The organism is Pantoea sp. CCBC3-3-1 (genome assembly GCF_007981265.1).
Taxonomy (GTDB): Bacteria; Pseudomonadota; Gammaproteobacteria; order Enterobacterales; family Enterobacteriaceae; genus Erwinia.
In genome coordinates this window covers 3,833,649-3,850,641 of the sequence record NZ_CP034363.1, presented here as the reverse complement: position 1 = coordinate 3,850,641, position 16,993 = coordinate 3,833,649, and the positions used below count along the sequence as shown (strand labels likewise).

14 protein-coding genes and 5 tRNA genes are annotated in these 16,993 nt (G+C 50.3%); 17 read left to right on the top strand and 2 right to left on the bottom strand.

The features are described 5' to 3' along the window. Positions 1-40: 40 nt before the first annotated feature. From EHV07_RS17990 to luxS, 17 genes are all read left to right on the top strand, one after another. Complete coding sequence (locus tag EHV07_RS17990; protein ID WP_147199523.1) at positions 41-2,596, top strand: fimbria/pilus outer membrane usher protein; 2,556 nt, start codon at positions 41-43, stop codon at positions 2,594-2,596. Then, positions 2,587-3,114 (top strand): fimbrial protein, encoded by a 528-nt coding sequence (locus EHV07_RS17985; protein WP_147199521.1) that lies wholly within the window; start codon positions 2,587-2,589, stop codon positions 3,112-3,114. Before EHV07_RS17990 ends, EHV07_RS17985 begins: the two co-directional genes overlap by 10 nt. 52 nt (positions 3,115-3,166) lie before the next feature. Beyond that, the gene (locus EHV07_RS17980) at positions 3,167-4,195 is read left to right on the top strand and encodes a fimbrial protein (protein ID WP_147199518.1); all 1,029 of its coding nucleotides are present in this window, start codon (positions 3,167-3,169) and stop codon (positions 4,193-4,195) included. Between the two features lie 165 nt (positions 4,196-4,360). Further along, positions 4,361-4,855, top strand: a complete 495-nt coding sequence (gene pncC, locus EHV07_RS17975) for a nicotinamide-nucleotide amidase (RefSeq protein ID WP_147199515.1) — start codon at positions 4,361-4,363, stop codon at positions 4,853-4,855. 97 nt (positions 4,856-4,952) lie between these two features. Beyond that, on the top strand, positions 4,953-6,017 hold the full coding sequence (recA, locus tag EHV07_RS17970) for a recombinase RecA (RefSeq protein WP_147199512.1): 1,065 nt from the start codon (positions 4,953-4,955) through the stop codon (positions 6,015-6,017). Between the two features lie 204 nt (positions 6,018-6,221). Continuing rightward, on the top strand, positions 6,222-6,737 hold the full coding sequence (locus EHV07_RS17965; RefSeq protein WP_147199509.1) for a regulatory protein RecX: 516 nt from the start codon (positions 6,222-6,224) through the stop codon (positions 6,735-6,737). Positions 6,738-6,878: 141 nt separating this feature from the next. Beyond that, complete coding sequence (gene alaS / locus EHV07_RS17960; RefSeq protein WP_147199507.1) at positions 6,879-9,506, top strand: alanine--tRNA ligase; 2,628 nt, start codon at positions 6,879-6,881, stop codon at positions 9,504-9,506. Between the two features lie 246 nt (positions 9,507-9,752). Then, a complete protein-coding gene (csrA, locus tag EHV07_RS17955) occupies positions 9,753-9,938 on the top strand; it encodes a carbon storage regulator CsrA (RefSeq protein ID WP_004155916.1) in 186 nt (61 codons plus the stop codon). A 307-nt stretch (positions 9,939-10,245) separates the two neighbouring features. Beyond that, positions 10,246-10,338: transfer RNA gene (locus EHV07_RS17950), tRNA-Ser, on the top strand. 3 nt (positions 10,339-10,341) lie between these two features. Further along, positions 10,342-10,418 (top strand) — tRNA-Arg (locus EHV07_RS17945). Positions 10,419-10,534: 116 nt separating this feature from the next. Next, positions 10,535-10,611 (top strand) — tRNA-Arg (locus EHV07_RS17940). Between the two features lie 231 nt (positions 10,612-10,842). Next, positions 10,843-10,919: transfer RNA gene (locus EHV07_RS17935), tRNA-Arg, on the top strand. Between the two features lie 114 nt (positions 10,920-11,033). Then, positions 11,034-11,110 (top strand) — tRNA-Arg (locus EHV07_RS17930). A gap of 356 nt (positions 11,111-11,466) precedes the next feature. Further along, positions 11,467-12,033, top strand: a complete 567-nt coding sequence (gene yqaB / locus EHV07_RS17925; RefSeq protein ID WP_147199505.1) for a fructose-1-phosphate/6-phosphogluconate phosphatase — start codon at positions 11,467-11,469, stop codon at positions 12,031-12,033. Next, positions 12,030-12,458, top strand: coding sequence for a YqaA family protein (locus tag EHV07_RS17920; RefSeq protein ID WP_147199503.1), 429 nt, complete (start codon positions 12,030-12,032; stop codon positions 12,456-12,458). Before yqaB ends, EHV07_RS17920 begins: the two co-directional genes overlap by 4 nt. Positions 12,459-12,530: 72 nt before the next feature. After that, complete coding sequence (gene gshA, locus EHV07_RS17915; RefSeq protein ID WP_147199502.1) at positions 12,531-14,090, top strand: glutamate--cysteine ligase; 1,560 nt, start codon at positions 12,531-12,533, stop codon at positions 14,088-14,090. A 155-nt stretch (positions 14,091-14,245) separates the two neighbouring features. After that, complete coding sequence (gene luxS / locus EHV07_RS17910) at positions 14,246-14,761, top strand: S-ribosylhomocysteine lyase (protein ID WP_147199500.1); 516 nt, start codon at positions 14,246-14,248, stop codon at positions 14,759-14,761. Positions 14,762-14,799: 38 nt separating this feature from the next. Here luxS and EHV07_RS17905 read toward each other — a convergent pair whose 3' ends face one another. Continuing rightward, positions 14,800-16,086, bottom strand: coding sequence for an HlyC/CorC family transporter (locus EHV07_RS17905; RefSeq protein ID WP_147199498.1), 1,287 nt, complete (start codon positions 16,084-16,086; stop codon positions 14,800-14,802). Between the two features lie 25 nt (positions 16,087-16,111). Then, entirely contained in the window at positions 16,112-16,903 is a 792-nt protein-coding gene (locus EHV07_RS17900; protein WP_147199496.1) for an inner membrane protein YpjD, read from the bottom strand. Positions 16,904-16,993 lie beyond the last annotated feature (90 nt).

Here is a 16,993-nt window from a genome sequence, read left to right as displayed (position 1 = left end):
GAGCCATTAATACAATGCAGATAATTCGTAGACGATACCTATGAATAAAAATTTTTATTTTCCCGGGAATGCGTTAACGTTGGGGCTACTTCTGTTCCTCAATGCAGCCGTTGCTCAGGATAAATATCAATTCAATCCGCTTTTTCTTGCGGGTAAAGAAGGTAACGTAGCCGACTTGTCCTGGCTGGAGCAAGGAAATGATATTCCTCCGGGAAAATATCACACAGCAGTATTTGTAAATAATGAGTTTGTAGGCGACAAAGAGGTTTCTTTTGTCGCTCCTGAGGAGAGCCAGGCCTCACAACTTCTTCCCTGTTTTACCGCTGAGGAAATGGACGAGCTGGGTCTCGATCGCCAGCGGGCATCTAAAATTTCGCCACAAAAGGGCTGTCTTCTGCTTAAAAGTATTTTTCAGGACAATGATATTAAGAGCGATTTTGATGCCGGCAAGATGACTCTGAAACTGACTTTCCCTCAGGTACTCATGCAAAACCGGCCGCGAGGTTTTATCAATCCAGCGAGCTGGGAGCAGGGTATCAATACCGCCTTTGTTAGCTATAGCGCCAATGGTTCCCAAAGTGATTACTCCGGACAGAGCAACTTACGGCGTACCAACTATTTTCTTGGTCTTAACAGTGGGGTTAATATAGGGCCATGGCGTTTAAGAGACGCTTCTAACTGGACCTATACTACCAGCCAGAAGGGCACCTGGAATCACATTAGTACCACGCTGCAACGGGAGGTTATCCCTTTAAAATCCCAGATAACCCTGGGCGAAACCTACACATCTTCCGCCATTTTCGATAGTGCGGGAATTCGCGGGGTCCAGCTCGCCTCTGATGAGAATATGTTGCCAAATAGCCTGCGAGGCTACGCTCCGCAGGTCAGAGGCATTGCCCGGACTAACGCAACAGTCCGCATTCGTCAGAACGGCAATGTTATTTACCAGACCAGCGTAACGCCGGGTGAATTCATTATTAACGATCTTTATCCGACATCATCAGGCGGCGATCTGGAGGTGGCTATTGAAGAAGTTGATGGCCAGGTTACGCGTTACGTGGTGCCTTTTGCCAGCGTCCCGAACCTTGTCAGGCAGGGGCAGTTCAAATATTCACTGGAAGCGGGTAATTTTCGTGGAGAAACTCACCAGGCAGCTCCTGCTTTCGCGCAGAGCGATTTTTTCTATGGTTGGCGTTATGGGCTGACGTTTTATGGCGGGATACAGTTCTCAGAAAACTATCGCGCTTTTGCTGTTGGAATGGGACAAAATATCGGCGCTTATGGCGCCTTTTCCATTGATGCTATCCATGCCAACAGCTTATTAGCCAATAATACTCGCCACAGCGGTGATTCGGTTCGTTTCCGATACAGCAAGATATTAAACACGGCTGGAACGACCCTCAACTTTTATTCATGGCAATACACAACCCAGGGATTTTATACGCTGTCAGATACGGCCTGTAAGCGTATGCAGGGCGGAGAAAGAACGACATCTTTGGATGACAGGCATATCGTCAACGATAACAGTAGCTATTACAACCTGACCTATGCTCGAAAAATGCATAATCAGCTGCTGATTTCGCAACGTATTGCGGATTATGGCTCACTCTCTTTATCTTTGGATCAGCAACGTTACTGGAATTCCGGCAAAACAAATAAAAGCTTGCAGGTGGCCTGGAATAGCAGTTGGCAGGCGGTGTCATGGGGGCTGGCATGGCAACGCAGCCAAAATATCTGGTCAGATAAAAGTGATAACATAATTTCTCTTTCTGCTTCAGTACCTTTAAATAAAATAGTGTCGGGTGCTCGGGCGCGCTATTCAATGACTAACAACCATCGTTCCGGAACGACCCATACCACAGGTGTTAGTGGGAATATGCCGGGATATGAAAACTTAAATTACAACCTGAATGCACGTTATGGAAACAAAAGCAATAATCAGAGCGGAGCAGATATGTCGGTTAAATATCAAGGCAGTCATGGGGTTTATAATGCCGGCTACAGCTACTCAGCAGAGAGTCGTTATTATAATTATGGTACCAGTGGAGGTATTGTTCTGCACGCAAATGGCCTGACGTTAAGCCAGCCACTCGGGAATACCAATATTTTGGTAAAAGCGCCAGGTGCAGCCAATGTAAAAGTAGGTAATCAGACGGGAATTTATACCGACTCTCGGGGTTACGCAGTGATTCCTTATGCTTCGGCTTACAGAGAAAATCGTGTAGATCTGGACGTTAAGACGCTCGGCGATAACGTTGAGATCCCGCAGTCAGTAGTGAGTAAAACCCCTGGTGAAGGTGCTATGGTCCGCGCCACACTTACCACTCAGCTTGGATATCGGGCTATTTTTTCGATAAAAAAAGACGGCGAGTGGTTGCCTTTTGGTACCACCGTTACGTTGAAAACGCGTGATAATTCAACGGGGATAGTTGGAGATGCGGGATCGCTTTGGCTTTCAGGATTACCAGAAAGTGGCGTGCTGATTGCGCAATGGGGACGGAAAGCGCACCAACGCTGTACGGCTAACTATCGTCTTATCGCCAGTAAATATAATGCTGATACAAATATTTATACACAAGGGTTGGTATGTCAGTGAATTTATTAATCCGACGGTTATTCCCAATACTATTGGCATGTAGCTACTGCTTTCCCGTTGCGGCCTATGATGTATATATTAAAGTATCAGGTGTGCTTTATGGCAATACATGCACAATTGCGACCGAATCGGAAAATATCACTATTCCATTGGGTAATATTTCCACTCGGCAGTTCTTAAGGACAGGCGCTGTTAGCCAGATTAAAACGCCTTTCAGGATCAAACTCGAAGAGTGTGGCCCAACATTTAAGGGCGCAACGATTACTTTTACTGGTGAGGGTGATGAATATGATGGCCGGTATTTAAAAACGGATGAAGGGGGGGCATCAGGTGTGGCAATTTCTTTGCTTGATCGCACTGGCTCGGTTATTCCACTTGATCATCCCACCGCAGCTTATGGCCTGACCGGAGAAAATAGTGTGGATATGCTTTTTTATGCGCGTCTTATTGCCACTCAACTTCCTGTGACGCCTGGCAATGTCACAGCAACGGCAACTTATACGGTTGAATATCGCTAACGTTGCAAAAATTGCCCGGTAATTTCTTCTTCGGTACAAGGATCAACTTCAGATGAGACATTTTGATAAATATTACCTGGTGATTTTTCTGGCGGGTATGTTTCTCTTCCGCCCTGCTTACGCGCTGGAGTGGAAGTCAGACATAACCTTGTCACCTGGTGAGCTGAATTATTCCGGCCCGGCAGACTCTGTGACTGGCGGTAGTATTATTGGTGGAGACTGGAGCGCATCGGTAACAAATAACAAGGTGTTTTGGTGTGGCACAATCTACTGGTGTTCTAAAGGGACCATGGAACCCGACAGTAGCGTAATCCCATCCGGGCAGACGGTAATCCTGGACGGCGTAAGCTACGCGGTATTTGAAACGGGCGTGCCGGGTGTCGGTTTTATTCTGGGACTCAAAGATGCCAATGGCACAAACTATGTGCCATTGCAGAGCGGTATTACCCAAACGTATCCTGCTGACGGGACAAGTGGTACGGCAATGAACTTGGGCTGGGCTGCTAAAGTCACTTTTGTAAAAACCGGGCAGCCTCTTGCCAGTGGCACTTATACTACGCCTGCCATTAATGCGGCGATACTTACTGCGTATAACAATGAAACCGCCACGGCAAAAGTTATTATTGAGCCAACGACTATCAGCGTGCTGGCATCAGGCTGCACAATCGGGACGCCAAATGTGCAAATTGATCTGGGACGGGTGGATGTGCGGACGCTTTCTGCCGTAAACAGCACTTCAGACTTGCGCAATTTTTCCGTTAACCTGAGCTGTGATGCAAATATCTCCCTGTATGCCGTAGTCACCGATCAGACGGATCCAACCAACGTCACGGATACCGTTTCGCTTACGCCGGACTCCACTGCTTCTGGCGTTGGAGTGCAATTTTTTTATAATAATATTGGCCCCTTATCACTCGGACCAGACAGTTCTTTGAATTCGACCGTTAGCCAGTTTTTTATCCAAAGTACTTCGCAGGCTGAAGTGCTAAACCTGCCTTTTCAAACCCGTTATATTCGTACCGGCGACATTACGCCAGGTACAGCGGATGCTGTGGCCAGCATCACTTTTTCCTATCAATAGCGGTTCGCCTGGCGCTTATCCTCAGGCATGGCTTAAGCGCCCGCAGGCAAAGGTAATGAAATCCCATTACTGGAAAGCTACTCGCAATCTCTGACTGTGCCTCTCCGCGTGCTTTGAAAAAATGCTAACCTTGCTCTTTCTTCTATAAGTTAGCGAGGAGCGCTGATGACGGATAATGAGTTAATCCAGCTGAGTACAGAAGTAGGCGGTTACCTGAAACGCCTGAATGCCACGGTGACCACGGCAGAGTCCTGTACCGGCGGCTGGATTGCTAAAATCCTCACGGATGTTGCGGGGAGTTCGCAATGGTTTGAACGGGGATTTGTCACTTACAGCAATGATGCCAAACAGCAGCTGGTAGGCGTCAGCGTGGATTCTCTCACTGGCTACGGTGCAGTAAGCGAACAGGTTGTTCGCGAAATGGCTGAAGGCGCGAGGGAAAAAGCCTGTGCTCAATTCGCCATCTCCGTAAGCGGGATTGCCGGTCCTGATGGCGGCTCCGCAGAAAAACCCGTGGGAACCGTATGGTTTGGCTTCGCGTCAGCAACAGCCGAAACGCTGGCGCAGCGCAAGGTATTTTCCGGCGATCGGGAAGCGGTACGACGTCAGGCCACGGCCTGGGCACTGCTGACGTTGCGTGACCATTTTCTTAAAAATTAAGCTTGATACTGTATGACTATACAGTATAATTGCACCCATATTGATTGTGACACGAAGCCGCGAAAGCGTGCTTTACCCCGCGTGATTAGGAGTTGAAATGGCTATTGACGAAAACAAGCAAAAAGCACTGGCAGCAGCGCTGGGCCAGATTGAAAAACAGTTTGGTAAAGGCTCCATCATGCGCCTGGGTGAAGACCGCACGATGGATGTGGAAACGATCTCAACCGGATCTTTATCACTGGATATCGCGCTGGGCGCTGGCGGTCTGCCAATGGGCCGTATCGTCGAAATCTATGGCCCGGAATCATCCGGTAAAACCACGCTGACGTTGCAGGTTATCGCTGCTGCACAGCGCAAAGGTAAAACCTGTGCCTTTATTGATGCAGAACACGCCCTCGATCCGGTCTATGCAAAAAAGCTGGGCGTGGATATCGACAACCTGCTGTGTTCACAGCCGGATACGGGTGAGCAGGCGCTGGAAATCTGTGATGCGCTGGCACGTTCTGGCGCGGTAGACGTTATCATCGTTGACTCCGTGGCGGCTCTGACGCCTAAAGCAGAAATCGAAGGCGAAATTGGTGACTCCCACATGGGGCTTGCTGCTCGTATGATGAGTCAGGCAATGCGTAAGCTGGCCGGCAATCTGAAAAACTCCAATACGTTGCTGATCTTCATTAACCAGATCCGTATGAAAATTGGTGTGATGTTCGGTAACCCGGAAACCACCACCGGCGGTAACGCTCTGAAATTCTACGCTTCCGTCCGTCTTGATATCCGTCGTATCGGCGCGATCAAAGAAGGTGATGAAGTGGTGGGCAGCGAAACCCGCGTGAAAGTGGTGAAAAACAAAATTGCCGCACCGTTCAAGCAGGCTGAATTCCAGATTATGTACGGCGAAGGCATCAATATCTACGGCGAGCTGGTCGACCTGGGCGTTAAGCACAAGCTGATTGAAAAAGCAGGTGCATGGTACAGCTACAACGGCGATAAGATCGGTCAGGGTAAAGCTAACGCAGGTAACTTCCTGAAAGAAAACGCGGCAGTCGCCAGCGAAATCGAAGCTAAACTGCGCGCGACCTTGCTGAACAATCCTGACAGCAAGCCTGATTTCGTTGCTGACCCAAGCGACGTTGATGCGGCGGAAGAGAAAGAGAACTTCTGATTAGTCGGCTGAAAGGGAACCCTTTCAGCATGCTGGTAAACGTTAAATGCGTTTGCCTGAGCACGATGTTAATCATTCAAAAGGAACGGCTACCATGCCGTTCCTTTTTGCATTTCCGCAGCCTGAAAAGCGAAAACCACTTTGTTTCTTCAGCGGTTCCTCGCTACCCTTACTTTGATTTAAACCTGATACCTTCGGAGTACCATGTCTGACGCCACTGAACGTAACCAGTTTACTCGCCAGCTGGACAGAGCGATGCGTATTTTGACCTTGCGCGATCACAGCGAAGCTGAATTTCGACGCAAGCTGTCGCTTTCAGCCGAACGTGCTGCCATGTTTGCAAAAGATCGAACCCAGCAGCCTGAGCCTCTTACGCCAGAGCTGATCGACCGCGTGGTCGCCTGGTGTTATGAAAACAATTATCTTGATGATGCCCGTTTCGCCGAGCGCTTTGTTGCCAGCCGTAGCCGTAAAGGCTATGGTCCACAGCGTATTCGTATGGAATTGGGACAAAAAGGCATTGATAAAGCCTTAACGGATCAAGTGCTGGCTGAATCTGATATCGACTGGCAAAGAATGGCATTTGACGCAGCCGAACGTAAGTTTGGGCTGCCGTTACCGGTCGACTGGAAGGAAAAAGCTAAAGTGCAGCGCTATCTGATGACAAAAGGCTTCTTTTCCGAAGATATTCGCAGCATTTTTTCTAATTTTGATGATTGAGCGCCAATGTGATTTTACTTCCCTCCGAAGAAAATTTATCTTATTCACCACTTTTTGTTCGTGTGTTGCCGGGGAAAGGGTCAGCCCTGCCGGCGTAGTAAAACCCACGAAATGTTTCGTTAGCGTGATTCCAGGACAATTATGAGCAAGAGCACTGCGGAGATTCGCCAGGCGTTTCTCGACTTTTTCCATGGCAAGGGACATCAGGTTGTAGCCAGTAGCTCCCTCGTCCCGACTAATGATCCGACGTTGCTGTTTACTAACGCCGGGATGAACCAGTTTAAAGATGTTTTCCTTGGGCAGGATAAGCGCAACTATTCGCGCGCGACAACTTCCCAGCGCTGCGTTCGCGCTGGTGGCAAACATAACGATTTGGAAAACGTGGGTTACACCGCTCGCCATCACACCTTCTTTGAAATGTTGGGCAACTTCAGCTTCGGTGACTATTTCAAGCGTGAAGCTATCGGCTACGCATGGGAACTGTTGACCGGCGCGCAGTGGTTTAACCTGCCGAAAGAGAAGCTGTGGGTGACGGTATATGAAACCGATGACGAAGCTTTCAACATCTGGGCCGACGAAGTAGGCGTGCCGCGCGAGCGCATTATCCGTATTGGCGACAATAAAGGCGGCGCTTACGCTTCAGATAACTTCTGGCAGATGGGCGATACTGGCCCGTGCGGCCCGTGCAGCGAAATTTTCTTCGACCACGGCGACCATATTTGGGGTGGGCCTCCGGGCAGCCCGGAAGAAGATGGCGATCGCTTTATTGAGATCTGGAACATCGTCTTCATGCAGTTTAACCGTCAGTCTGACGGCACCATGCTGCCGCTGCCAAAACCATCCGTCGATACCGGTATGGGGCTGGAGCGTATTACTGCTGTACTGCAACATGTGAACTCCAACTACGAAATCGATCTGTTCGAGAAACTGATCAAATCTGTGGCCTCCGTTACCGGCGTAACCGATCTGACCAGCAAATCGCTGCGCGTTATTGCCGATCACATCCGTTCCTGTGCTTTCCTGATTGCCGATGGCGTGATCCCGTCGAATGAAAACCGTGGCTACGTGCTGCGCCGTATCATTCGTCGTGCTGTACGCCATGGCAACATGCTGGGCGCTCAGGGAACCTTCTTCTGGAAACTGGTTGCTCCGCTGATTGACGTCATGGGTGCAGCTGGCGAAGATCTGGCTAAACAGCAGGCTCAGGTTGAGCAGGTGCTGAAGACGGAAGAAGAGCAGTTTGCTAAAACGCTGGAGCGTGGCCTGGCGCTGTTAGATGAAGAGCTCACAAAACTGCAGGGCGATACGCTGGACGGCGAAACCGTTTTCCGTTTATACGATACCTTCGGTTTCCCTGCCGATTTAACGGCAGACGTTTGCCGCGAACGTAATCTGAAAATTGATGAAGCCGGTTTTGAACAGGCAATGGAGCAGCAGCGCCAGCGTGCGCGTGAAGCCAGCGGCTTTAGCGCAGACTATAACAACGTTATCCGCGTTGATGATGCTTCAACGTTCAAAGGCTATGACCAGCTTGAACTGACCGCTACCGTGAAGGCAATTTTCGTTGAGGGTCAGCCAGCGCAAGAAATTTTGGCCGGGCAGGAAGGCGTGATTGTGCTGGATGAAACGCCATTCTATGGTGAGTCAGGCGGTCAGGTTGGTGATACCGGTCAACTGCAAGGCGAAAGCGCGCTGTTTACCGTGACCGACACGCAAAAATATGCGCAGGCGATTGGCCATATCGGCAAGCTGACGTCTGGCACGCTGCGCGTGGGCGATCGTCTGGCCGCGCATGTCGATGAAACGCGTCGTGCCCGTATTCGTCTGAACCACTCTGCAACTCACCTGTTGCATGCCGCACTGCGTCAGGTGCTGGGAAATCACGTAGCGCAGAAAGGCTCGCTGGTAAATGACAAATACCTGCGTTTCGACTTCTCACATTTTGAAGCGATGAAGCCGCAGGAAATTCGTCAGGTTGAAGAGATCGTCAACGCGCAGATCCGTCGTAACCTGTCCGTCGATACCAACATCATGGAACTTGAGTCAGCCAAAGCATTGGGCGCAATGGCCCTGTTTGGCGAGAAATACGATGACCATGTGCGCGTTCTGACAATGGGCGATTTCTCTACCGAGCTTTGCGGTGGCACACACGCCAGCCGTACGGGAGATATTGGGTTGTTCCGTATCACCTCTGAATCAGGAACGGCAGCAGGCGTACGTCGTATCGAAGCGGTAACGGGTGAGGGCGCGCTAAAACAGGTGTACGCTCAGAGTGAACAGCTGCATGAAGTGGCCCAGCTGGTTAAAGCCAACAACAGCAATCTGAACGAAAAGGTTCGTGCGATGATCGATCATGTGCGCGGGCTGGAGAAAGAGTTACAACAGTTGAAAGATCAGCAGGCGGCGCAGGAAAGCGCGTCGCTCAGCAGTAAGGCCGTGGACGTTAAAGGCGTCAAGCTGCTGGTGAGCGAGCTAAACAACGTTGAACCGAAGATGCTGCGCACCATGGTCGACGATCTGAAAAATCAGCTCAAGTCAGCGATTATTGTGCTGGCAACCGTGGCAGAGGGTAAGGTTTCGCTGATTGCAGGCGTTACGAAAGATTTGACCGACCGCGTGAAAGCCGGCGAGCTGGTGGGCGAGTTAGCTCAGCAGGTAGGCGGTAAGGGCGGCGGACGCCCGGATATGGCACAGGCTGGTGGCACCGACGCTCAGGCGCTGCCTGGAGCACTGGCAGGCGTTGAATCCTGGGTGGCTGCAAAACTGTAACACAATAAAAAGGCATCTCAGAAGGCGCTATGGAGAGCCTCCATGGCGTTTTCTGGCCAGGTGCAATCGCAAAAAACACAAAGTCAGGTTGATGGTGTGTATTTCGGCTAAACTAAATATCAGCAGAATGTATGAGTGTGATGGTGCACTTCCCGTGTATTTGTCATAGTCTACATTTAGCGTTATATGATGGATAATGCCGGGCGACAGTTAACCCGACTCTTTTAATCTTTCAAGGAGCAAAGAATGCTTATTCTAACTCGTCGAGTTGGTGAAACCCTCATGATTGGTGATGAGGTGACTGTAACGGTGCTGGGAGTGAAAGGGAACCAGGTTCGCATCGGTGTGAATGCCCCTAAAGAAGTTTCGGTTCATCGCGAAGAGATCTATCAGCGTATCCAGGCCGAAAAAACTCAGCAAACGAGTTACTAACGGATCCAGCGCCTCGCTATTTATGGCGAGGCGCTACCGGTTTTCCCCTCTCTTACTACCTTCTCTGGCTTTTTCTCTCTTCTTTTCGTTTTCCCCTGCATCACTTTATTCCTGCTCAACTGGGTGATTATTGTTGATAAATCACTCTTTTTGTCTCCAAAACACCCGTATTGGCTGTGAAGTGTGCAAACAAACGCATGAGGCGAAAAATATGTTTGACTTATAAGGCCCAGAAAGTAATATGTGCGCCACGCAGTGCCGATGAGCAGAAACAAAGTTCTGAAGCACAACTCGCAAGAGTGCGTATGGTGAGGTGGCCGAGAGGCTGAAGGCGCTCCCCTGCTAAGGGAGTATGCGGTCAAAAGCTGCATCCGGGGTTCGAATCCCCGCCTCACCGCCATTTGCATCCGTAGCTCAGCTGGATAGAGTACTCGGCTACGAACCGAGCGGTCGGAGGTTCGAATCCTCCCGGATGCACCATATTTTACGAAGTGGGTTTGTAAGAAGCCATTTTGTTTAAGAAGTAAGGATACGGTGTTAGCAGCCTGTATCACGGTGAGTCGTTAGCACCCCTGCGTTATACCAGAATTTGTCATGCATCCGTAGCTCAGCTGGATAGAGTACTCGGCTACGAACCGAGCGGTCGGAGGTTCGAATCCTCCCGGATGCACCATATTTTGAAGAAGTGGTCATTAAAGCTGTACTGGCATAGAGCAGTATGTTTAAGCCAGCACAAGGGATGATAACGTTGCTTTAGCAACGGCCCGTCAGGGTGAGGCGTAAGCCGAATAATCCTCCCGGATGCACCATATTCTGTAGAAATGAAAGCATTCTTTAGAGTGACAGTCAGTTTCTTCCGTATCTCCTCAGGTTTGTCGCGTTATCTCCCTTTAGTTTTTCCGATGCATCCGTAGCTCAGCTGGATAGAGTACTCGGCTACGAACCGAGCGGTCGGAGGTTCGAATCCTCCCGGATGCACCATATTCTGAAGAAGTGGTCATTAAAGCTGTACTGGCATAGAGCAGTATGTTTAAGCCAGCACAGGTGATGATAACGTTGCTCTGGCAACGCCCCCTGTTTTACTGCATTTCCAATGCATCCGTAGCTCAGCTGGATAGAGTACTCGGCTACGAACCGAGCGGTCGGAGGTTCGAATCCTCCCGGATGCACCATATTTAGTCAGGCTGGTGGTAATCACCTCTGTTCATGCTGAGTCATTCTCCCGAATGCGCCCTTCCTCAATACCCTCTGTAAACTTTTAGCTTCTCCCGTTCGTATTGACGTTTATCTCTCCCGTTTGCTGTTCATATTCCATACTCTCCTTAAATTAAATTTCTTATTCTTCTTGCTTTGCTTTGTCCGATTTATGCCCTCGATCGCTACCGATTTTCGAATTCTTTAACAAGGATATAATCTGATAATAAAAAACCCTATACGTTTCAAGGCATTTGCGGATCCATGCCGACAGCGACAACGGCAGTGCTTTACGCTAAAGTAATCGTTCGGTTATTCAGGGATGGAGGCAGGTATGTACGATAGTTACGGCGGCTTGATATTCGATATGGATGGCACCATCCTGGATACTGAGCCAACGCACCGCAAAGCATGGCATGCCGTGCTGGCGCGGTATGGACTGGGTTTTGATGAGCGTACCGTCATTGGCCTCAATGGATCGCCGACGTGGCGTATTGCTGAAGTAATCCTTGCCAGCCATCAGAGCGATCTTGATCCTTACCGGCTCGCGGCAGAAAAAACGGCTGCGTTGAAAGAGATGCTTTTCGATACCGTACAACCGCTGCCGCTGATTGATGTCGTTAAAGCCTATCGCGGCCGTCGTCCAATGGCTGTGGGAACGGGCAGCGAGCATGCTATGGCTGATGCGCTGTTACAGCATTTAGGGCTGCGCAACTGTTTTGAGGCTATTGTGGGCGCGGATGATGTGACCAAACACAAGCCGGAACCAGAAACTTTCCTGCGGTGTGCCGAACTCATCAGCATTGCGCCCGAGCGCTGTATTGTCTTCGAAGATGCTGATTTTGGCATACAGGCGGCTAAAGCTGCCGGTATGGACTTTGTGGATGTTCGCTTGTTGTGAATGACTGGTTGTCTTACACCACGATGTTTGCAAGCAGTTTCCTCAGCGCGACGCTATTGCCTGGTAGTTCAGAAGTCTTGTTGGCAGGTCTACTGTTGACGGGCAAAGTCCAGACAGCCAGTATCGTTGCGGTCGCCGCTCTGGGCAACACGCTGGGCGGTTTAACAAATATTATTATTGGCCGCTGTCTGCCGCTAAAACAACAGGGGCGATGGCAACACACAGCAACGGCGTGGCTGCACCGATGGGGGCCGGCTGCATTATTACTTAGCTGGTTGCCGGTAATTGGCGATCTGCTTTGTGTGGTCGCTGGCTGGCTTCGTTTCGCCTGGTTTCCGGTGATATTCTGGCTCGCCGCAGGCAAGACGTTGCGATATGTGGTGCTGGCTTTCGCAACATTACAGGGCATGGAATGGTGGCATTGATTCGCGAATAATCACTGTCATGGTTAACCTTATGCTGAACAATAAAAATTTTTCCCCGAGCGGGAGGTCAATTTGATCCCGGACGTATCACAGGCGCTTTCCTGGCTGGAAGCGAATCCTGAGGCAATGAAAGGTATTGGTCGCGGCATTGAACGCGAAACGCTGCGTGTAAAACCCGATGGTCACCTGGCGACCAGCGGGCATCCAAAATCGCTTGGCTCAGCCTTAACGCATAAGTGGATCACCACTGACTTTGCAGAAACGCTGCTTGAATTCATTACGCCTGTAGATAATGACATCGATCATCTGCTGGCTTTTTTGCGCGACATTCACCGCCACACTTCTCGCGATCTTGGCGAAGAGCGGATGTGGCCAATGAGCATGCCGTGCCTGATTGACGACAGTAACAATATTGAGCTGGCTCAATATGGACGCTCGAATATTGGTCAGATGAAAACGTTGTATCGTCAGGGCCTGAAGAATCGTTACGGCGCGCTGATGCAGGTGATTTCTGGTGTGCACTACAACTTCTCACTGCCGCTCTCTTTCTGGCAGGCCTGGGCGGATGTAAAAGACGAGCAGAGTGGGAAAGATGCCATCTCAGAAGGTTATTTGCGGCTAATCCGTAACTATTACCGCTTTGGCTGGATTATTCCTTATCTGTTTGGCGCTTCGCCCGCTATTTGTTCCTCTTTCCTACAGGGCAAAGAAACGGCGCTGCCTTTTGAGCGGACGGATAAAGGACTGCTTTATCTCCCTTATGCCACTTCACTGCGCCTGAGCGATCTTGGCTACACCAATAAATCGCAGAGCGGGCTGGGCATCACCTTCAATAATCTTCCTGATTATGTGAAGGCGCTGAAAGCAGCGATCAAAACGCCGTCAGAAGAGTATGCCCGGATGGGTATCAAGGACGAGCAGGGTAACTGGCTGCAGCTCAATACCAACGTGTTGCAGATTGAGAACGAACTTTATGCACCTATTCGCCCTAAACGCGTCACGCGTTCAGGAGAAAACCCTTCCGATGCTTTGCTGCGCGGTGGGATTGAGTACATTGAAGTCCGCTCGCTGGACATCAATCCTTTCTCGCCGATTGGCGTGGATGAAAACCAGGTTCGTTTCCTCGATCTGTTCCTGATTTGGTGTACGCTGGCTGATGCGCCGGAAATGAGCAGTGATGAATTGCTCTGCACCCGCACAAACTGGAACCGGGTGATTCTGGAAGGGCGTAAACCTGGATTGATGCTTGGGATGGGATGTGGTGAGGCTCAGCATCTGTTAGCCGATGTCGGTAAAACCTTATTTAAAGATTTGCGTCGTGTAGCCGAGACGTTGGACAGCCAGCAGGGCGATAATCACTATCAGGTTGTCTGCGACCGCCTGGTTGCCTCGTTTGACGATCCGGACCTGACCTATTCAGCACGTTTTCTGAATGCGTTAAAAGAAAATGGTCTGGATGGCACCGGACTGGCGCTGGCTGAGCAGTATCGTCATCAGTTGGCTGGTGAGCAGCTGGAAATCCTGAGCGAGTCGCAGTTTGAACAGGAAGCCATACGTTCAAACGTTAAACAGCAGGAAATCGAAGAAAGTGATACGCTTAGCTTTGAAGAGTTTCTGAAAAGCCGAAGCTAGCGCAAAAAGAAAAGGCCACATCGCTGTGGCCAAAATTAACATCTCTGATGTCAGGGATGATGATAACAAAATGCGCGTCTTTCAAAGATTCAGACCCGGGACGAACGAGAAAGTTGCATCGTTGCGAAAATAAATTCATTAGTTGAGGTAACAATATGCCATTGCTGGATAGCTTTACCGTCGATCACACTATCATGGCGGCTCCTGCGGTTCGCGTAGCGAAAACCATGAAAACGCCTCATGGCGATACTATTACCGTTTTCGACCTGCGTTTTTGCAAGCCAAACATTGAGGTAATGCCCGAGCGCGGTATTCATACGCTGGAGCATCTCTTTGCTGGCTTTATGCGTAACCACCTGAACGGTGATGGCGTCGAAATCATCGACATTTCGCCAATGGGTTGTCGTACCGGTTTTTACATGAGCCTGATTGGTACGCCTGCTGAAGATCGTGTGGCCAAAGCCTGGAAAGAAGCGATGCAGGATGTGCTCAAGGTCGCCGACCAGAACAGCATTCCTGAGCTGAACGTTTATCAGTGCGGCACTTATGAAATGCACTCTTTAGATGAAGCTCAGGATATCGCTCGCCACATTATCGACAACGACATTCGCGTTAACCATAACGACGAACTGGCGCTGCCGAAAGAAAAGCTGCGCGAACTGCATATCTAGTGCTTATTTGCTGTCGTCCCGGCCTGACCGGGACGAGTTCAGGATTCTACAGACTCTTTTAGGGTCTTCTGCGGCGTAACGCGCACCTGCTTAATCATATTTTCCTGCACGTCCAGAATATCAACCGCATAGTGCCCAATATGCACTGTGGTATTCGGCAGCGGAATATCTTCCAGCACTTCCAGAATCATACCGTTAACCGTACGCGCTTCCTCTTCCGGCAGCTGCCAGTTAAACGCCTTGTTCAGTTCTCGTACGTTAGCACTGCCTTCAATTAGCACTGAGCCATCGTTTTGCGGCATCACTTCTTCTGCCAGTGAGGGAGACATTGAGGTGGTGAAATCGCCAACGATCTCTTCGAGAATGTCTTCAATCGTCACCAGTCCTTTAATATCGCCGTACTCATCGACCACCAGGCCAACCTTTTTCTTATTCCGCTGGAATTTTACCAGCTGAATATTCAGTGGCGTGCCCTGTGGAACGTAGTAGATTTCGTCCGCCGCACGCAGCATCACCTCTTTGGTGAACTCTTTCTTTTCGGTCATCAGACGATAGGCCTCACGCACGCGGAGCATGCTGATGGTGTCATCGAGCGAGTCGCGATACAGCACAATATGGCCGTGCGGGGAGTGAGTCAGCTGGCGAACGATAGATTTCCAGTCGTCATTGATATTGATGCCGACAATTTCATTGCGCGGCACCATGATGTCATCAACGTTCACTTTCTCCAGATCCAGCACCGACAGCAGCATATCCTGATTACGATGAGACATCAGCGTTCGTGATTCGTAAACGATAGTGCGCAACTCTTCCTTACTTAAAGCCGAGTTGGCTGAGCTGTCGGTTTTCATGCCGACCATACGCATCAAAATACGGGTGATGGTATTCAGTAGCCAGACCAGCGGCAGCATAACAATCTGGAGCGGCCCCAGCAGCAGACTGCTCGGGAAAGCGACCTTTTCGGGATAGAGCGCGGCAACGGTTTTCGGCAGTACCTCGGCAAAAACCAGCACGACAAAGGTCAGAATCCCGGTCGCAATGGCCACGCCTTCATCGCCATGCAGGCGCATACCCACAATGGTCGCCAGAGCGGAGGCCAGGATATTGACCAGATTGTTGCCGATAAGCACCAGGCTGAGTAAGCGATCGGGCCGACGCAGCAATTTTTCTACCCGGCGCGCAGCGCGATTGCCGTTTTTAGCCAGGTGACGCAGCTTATAGCGGTTAAGAGTCATCATGCCGGTTTCGGAGCCGGCGAACCAGGCCGAAACCAGAACCATAACAAACAGAATAATAATCAGTGTGGTGGTCGAAACGTGTTCCAACGAGGGAATTCCTTGTGGTTGGGGATCAGGAGGTCAGAAAATGTTGCAGCATCCGGCTACCGAAATACGCCATCGTCAGCAAAAATGCGCCGCCAAAATTGAACCAGGCTACGCGGCGTCCCCGCCAGCCTTCATGATAATGACCCCAGAGCAAAACGACATACACAAACCAGGCGAGAATCGACAGGACAGCCTTATCAACATTCTCCCGGCTGAAGAGATCGTGCATATAGAACAGGCCGGTACAAAGCACCAGCGTCAGCAACACCACACCGACCTGGGTGATGTGAAACATTTTACGCTCAATAGACATCAGCGGGGGGATATCGTTATTGAACGCCAGCTTTTTGTTCTTCAACAGCCAGTCAATCCAGGCCAGCTGTAAGGCATAAAGCGCTGCAATAATCAGCGTTGCGTAGGCAAAAAGCGCCAGGCCAATATGCACCATCATTCCCGGTGTGGTTTCCAGATGAGTGATGAAAGCATTGGGAACGAAGGTCGCAAAAGCCAGGTTAATAAGCGCGAAGCTGTAAACTATCGGCAGCAATATCCAGCCCCGGTTACGGGAAGCCACGATAGTCATGATGGCGCAAATCAGCAGACTGACCAGCGAGCCGATATTCAACAGGCTGAGGTTCTGACCACTGTCCATGGCAAAAATACGCTGTTCTAACGCCACGGCATGGCAGATCAGCGCAAGAAAAGCCGAAATCACCGCCAGACGTCGCCAGGCGCTTTGCTTGCGCAGCAGGCTTGGAATGATCAGTGCAAGACTGAAGGAGTAGGCGAGCAGCGCCAGAATCGCAAAAACGGACATAGGTGGTACCGGCAAGACTATGAAAAAAATCAGTATAGCGCCAGCGGCTGCTGGCTCCAAACGATCTCAACTCAGATGGCTGAGATCGCA

Bases quoted from the DNA above. Each gene is read 5' to 3' on its own strand.
- EHV07_RS17990 (WP_147199523.1), top strand. From the start codon at position 41: ATGAATAAAAATTTTTATTTTCCCGGGAATGCGTTAACGTTGGGGCTA.
- EHV07_RS17985 (WP_147199521.1), top strand. From the start codon at position 2,587: ATGTCAGTGAATTTATTAATCCGACGGTTATTCCCAATACTATTGGCA.
- EHV07_RS17980 (WP_147199518.1), top strand. From the start codon at position 3,167: ATGAGACATTTTGATAAATATTACCTGGTGATTTTTCTGGCGGGTATG.
- pncC (WP_147199515.1), top strand. From the start codon at position 4,361: ATGACGGATAATGAGTTAATCCAGCTGAGTACAGAAGTAGGCGGTTAC.
- recA (WP_147199512.1), top strand. From the start codon at position 4,953: ATGGCTATTGACGAAAACAAGCAAAAAGCACTGGCAGCAGCGCTGGGC.
- EHV07_RS17965 (WP_147199509.1), top strand. From the start codon at position 6,222: ATGTCTGACGCCACTGAACGTAACCAGTTTACTCGCCAGCTGGACAGA.
- alaS (WP_147199507.1), top strand. From the start codon at position 6,879: ATGAGCAAGAGCACTGCGGAGATTCGCCAGGCGTTTCTCGACTTTTTC.
- csrA (WP_004155916.1), top strand. From the start codon at position 9,753: ATGCTTATTCTAACTCGTCGAGTTGGTGAAACCCTCATGATTGGTGAT.
- yqaB (WP_147199505.1), top strand. From the start codon at position 11,467: ATGTACGATAGTTACGGCGGCTTGATATTCGATATGGATGGCACCATC.
- luxS (WP_147199500.1), top strand. From the start codon at position 14,246: ATGCCATTGCTGGATAGCTTTACCGTCGATCACACTATCATGGCGGCT.
- EHV07_RS17900 (WP_147199496.1), bottom strand. From the start codon at position 16,903: ATGTCCGTTTTTGCGATTCTGGCGCTGCTCGCCTACTCCTTCAGTCTT.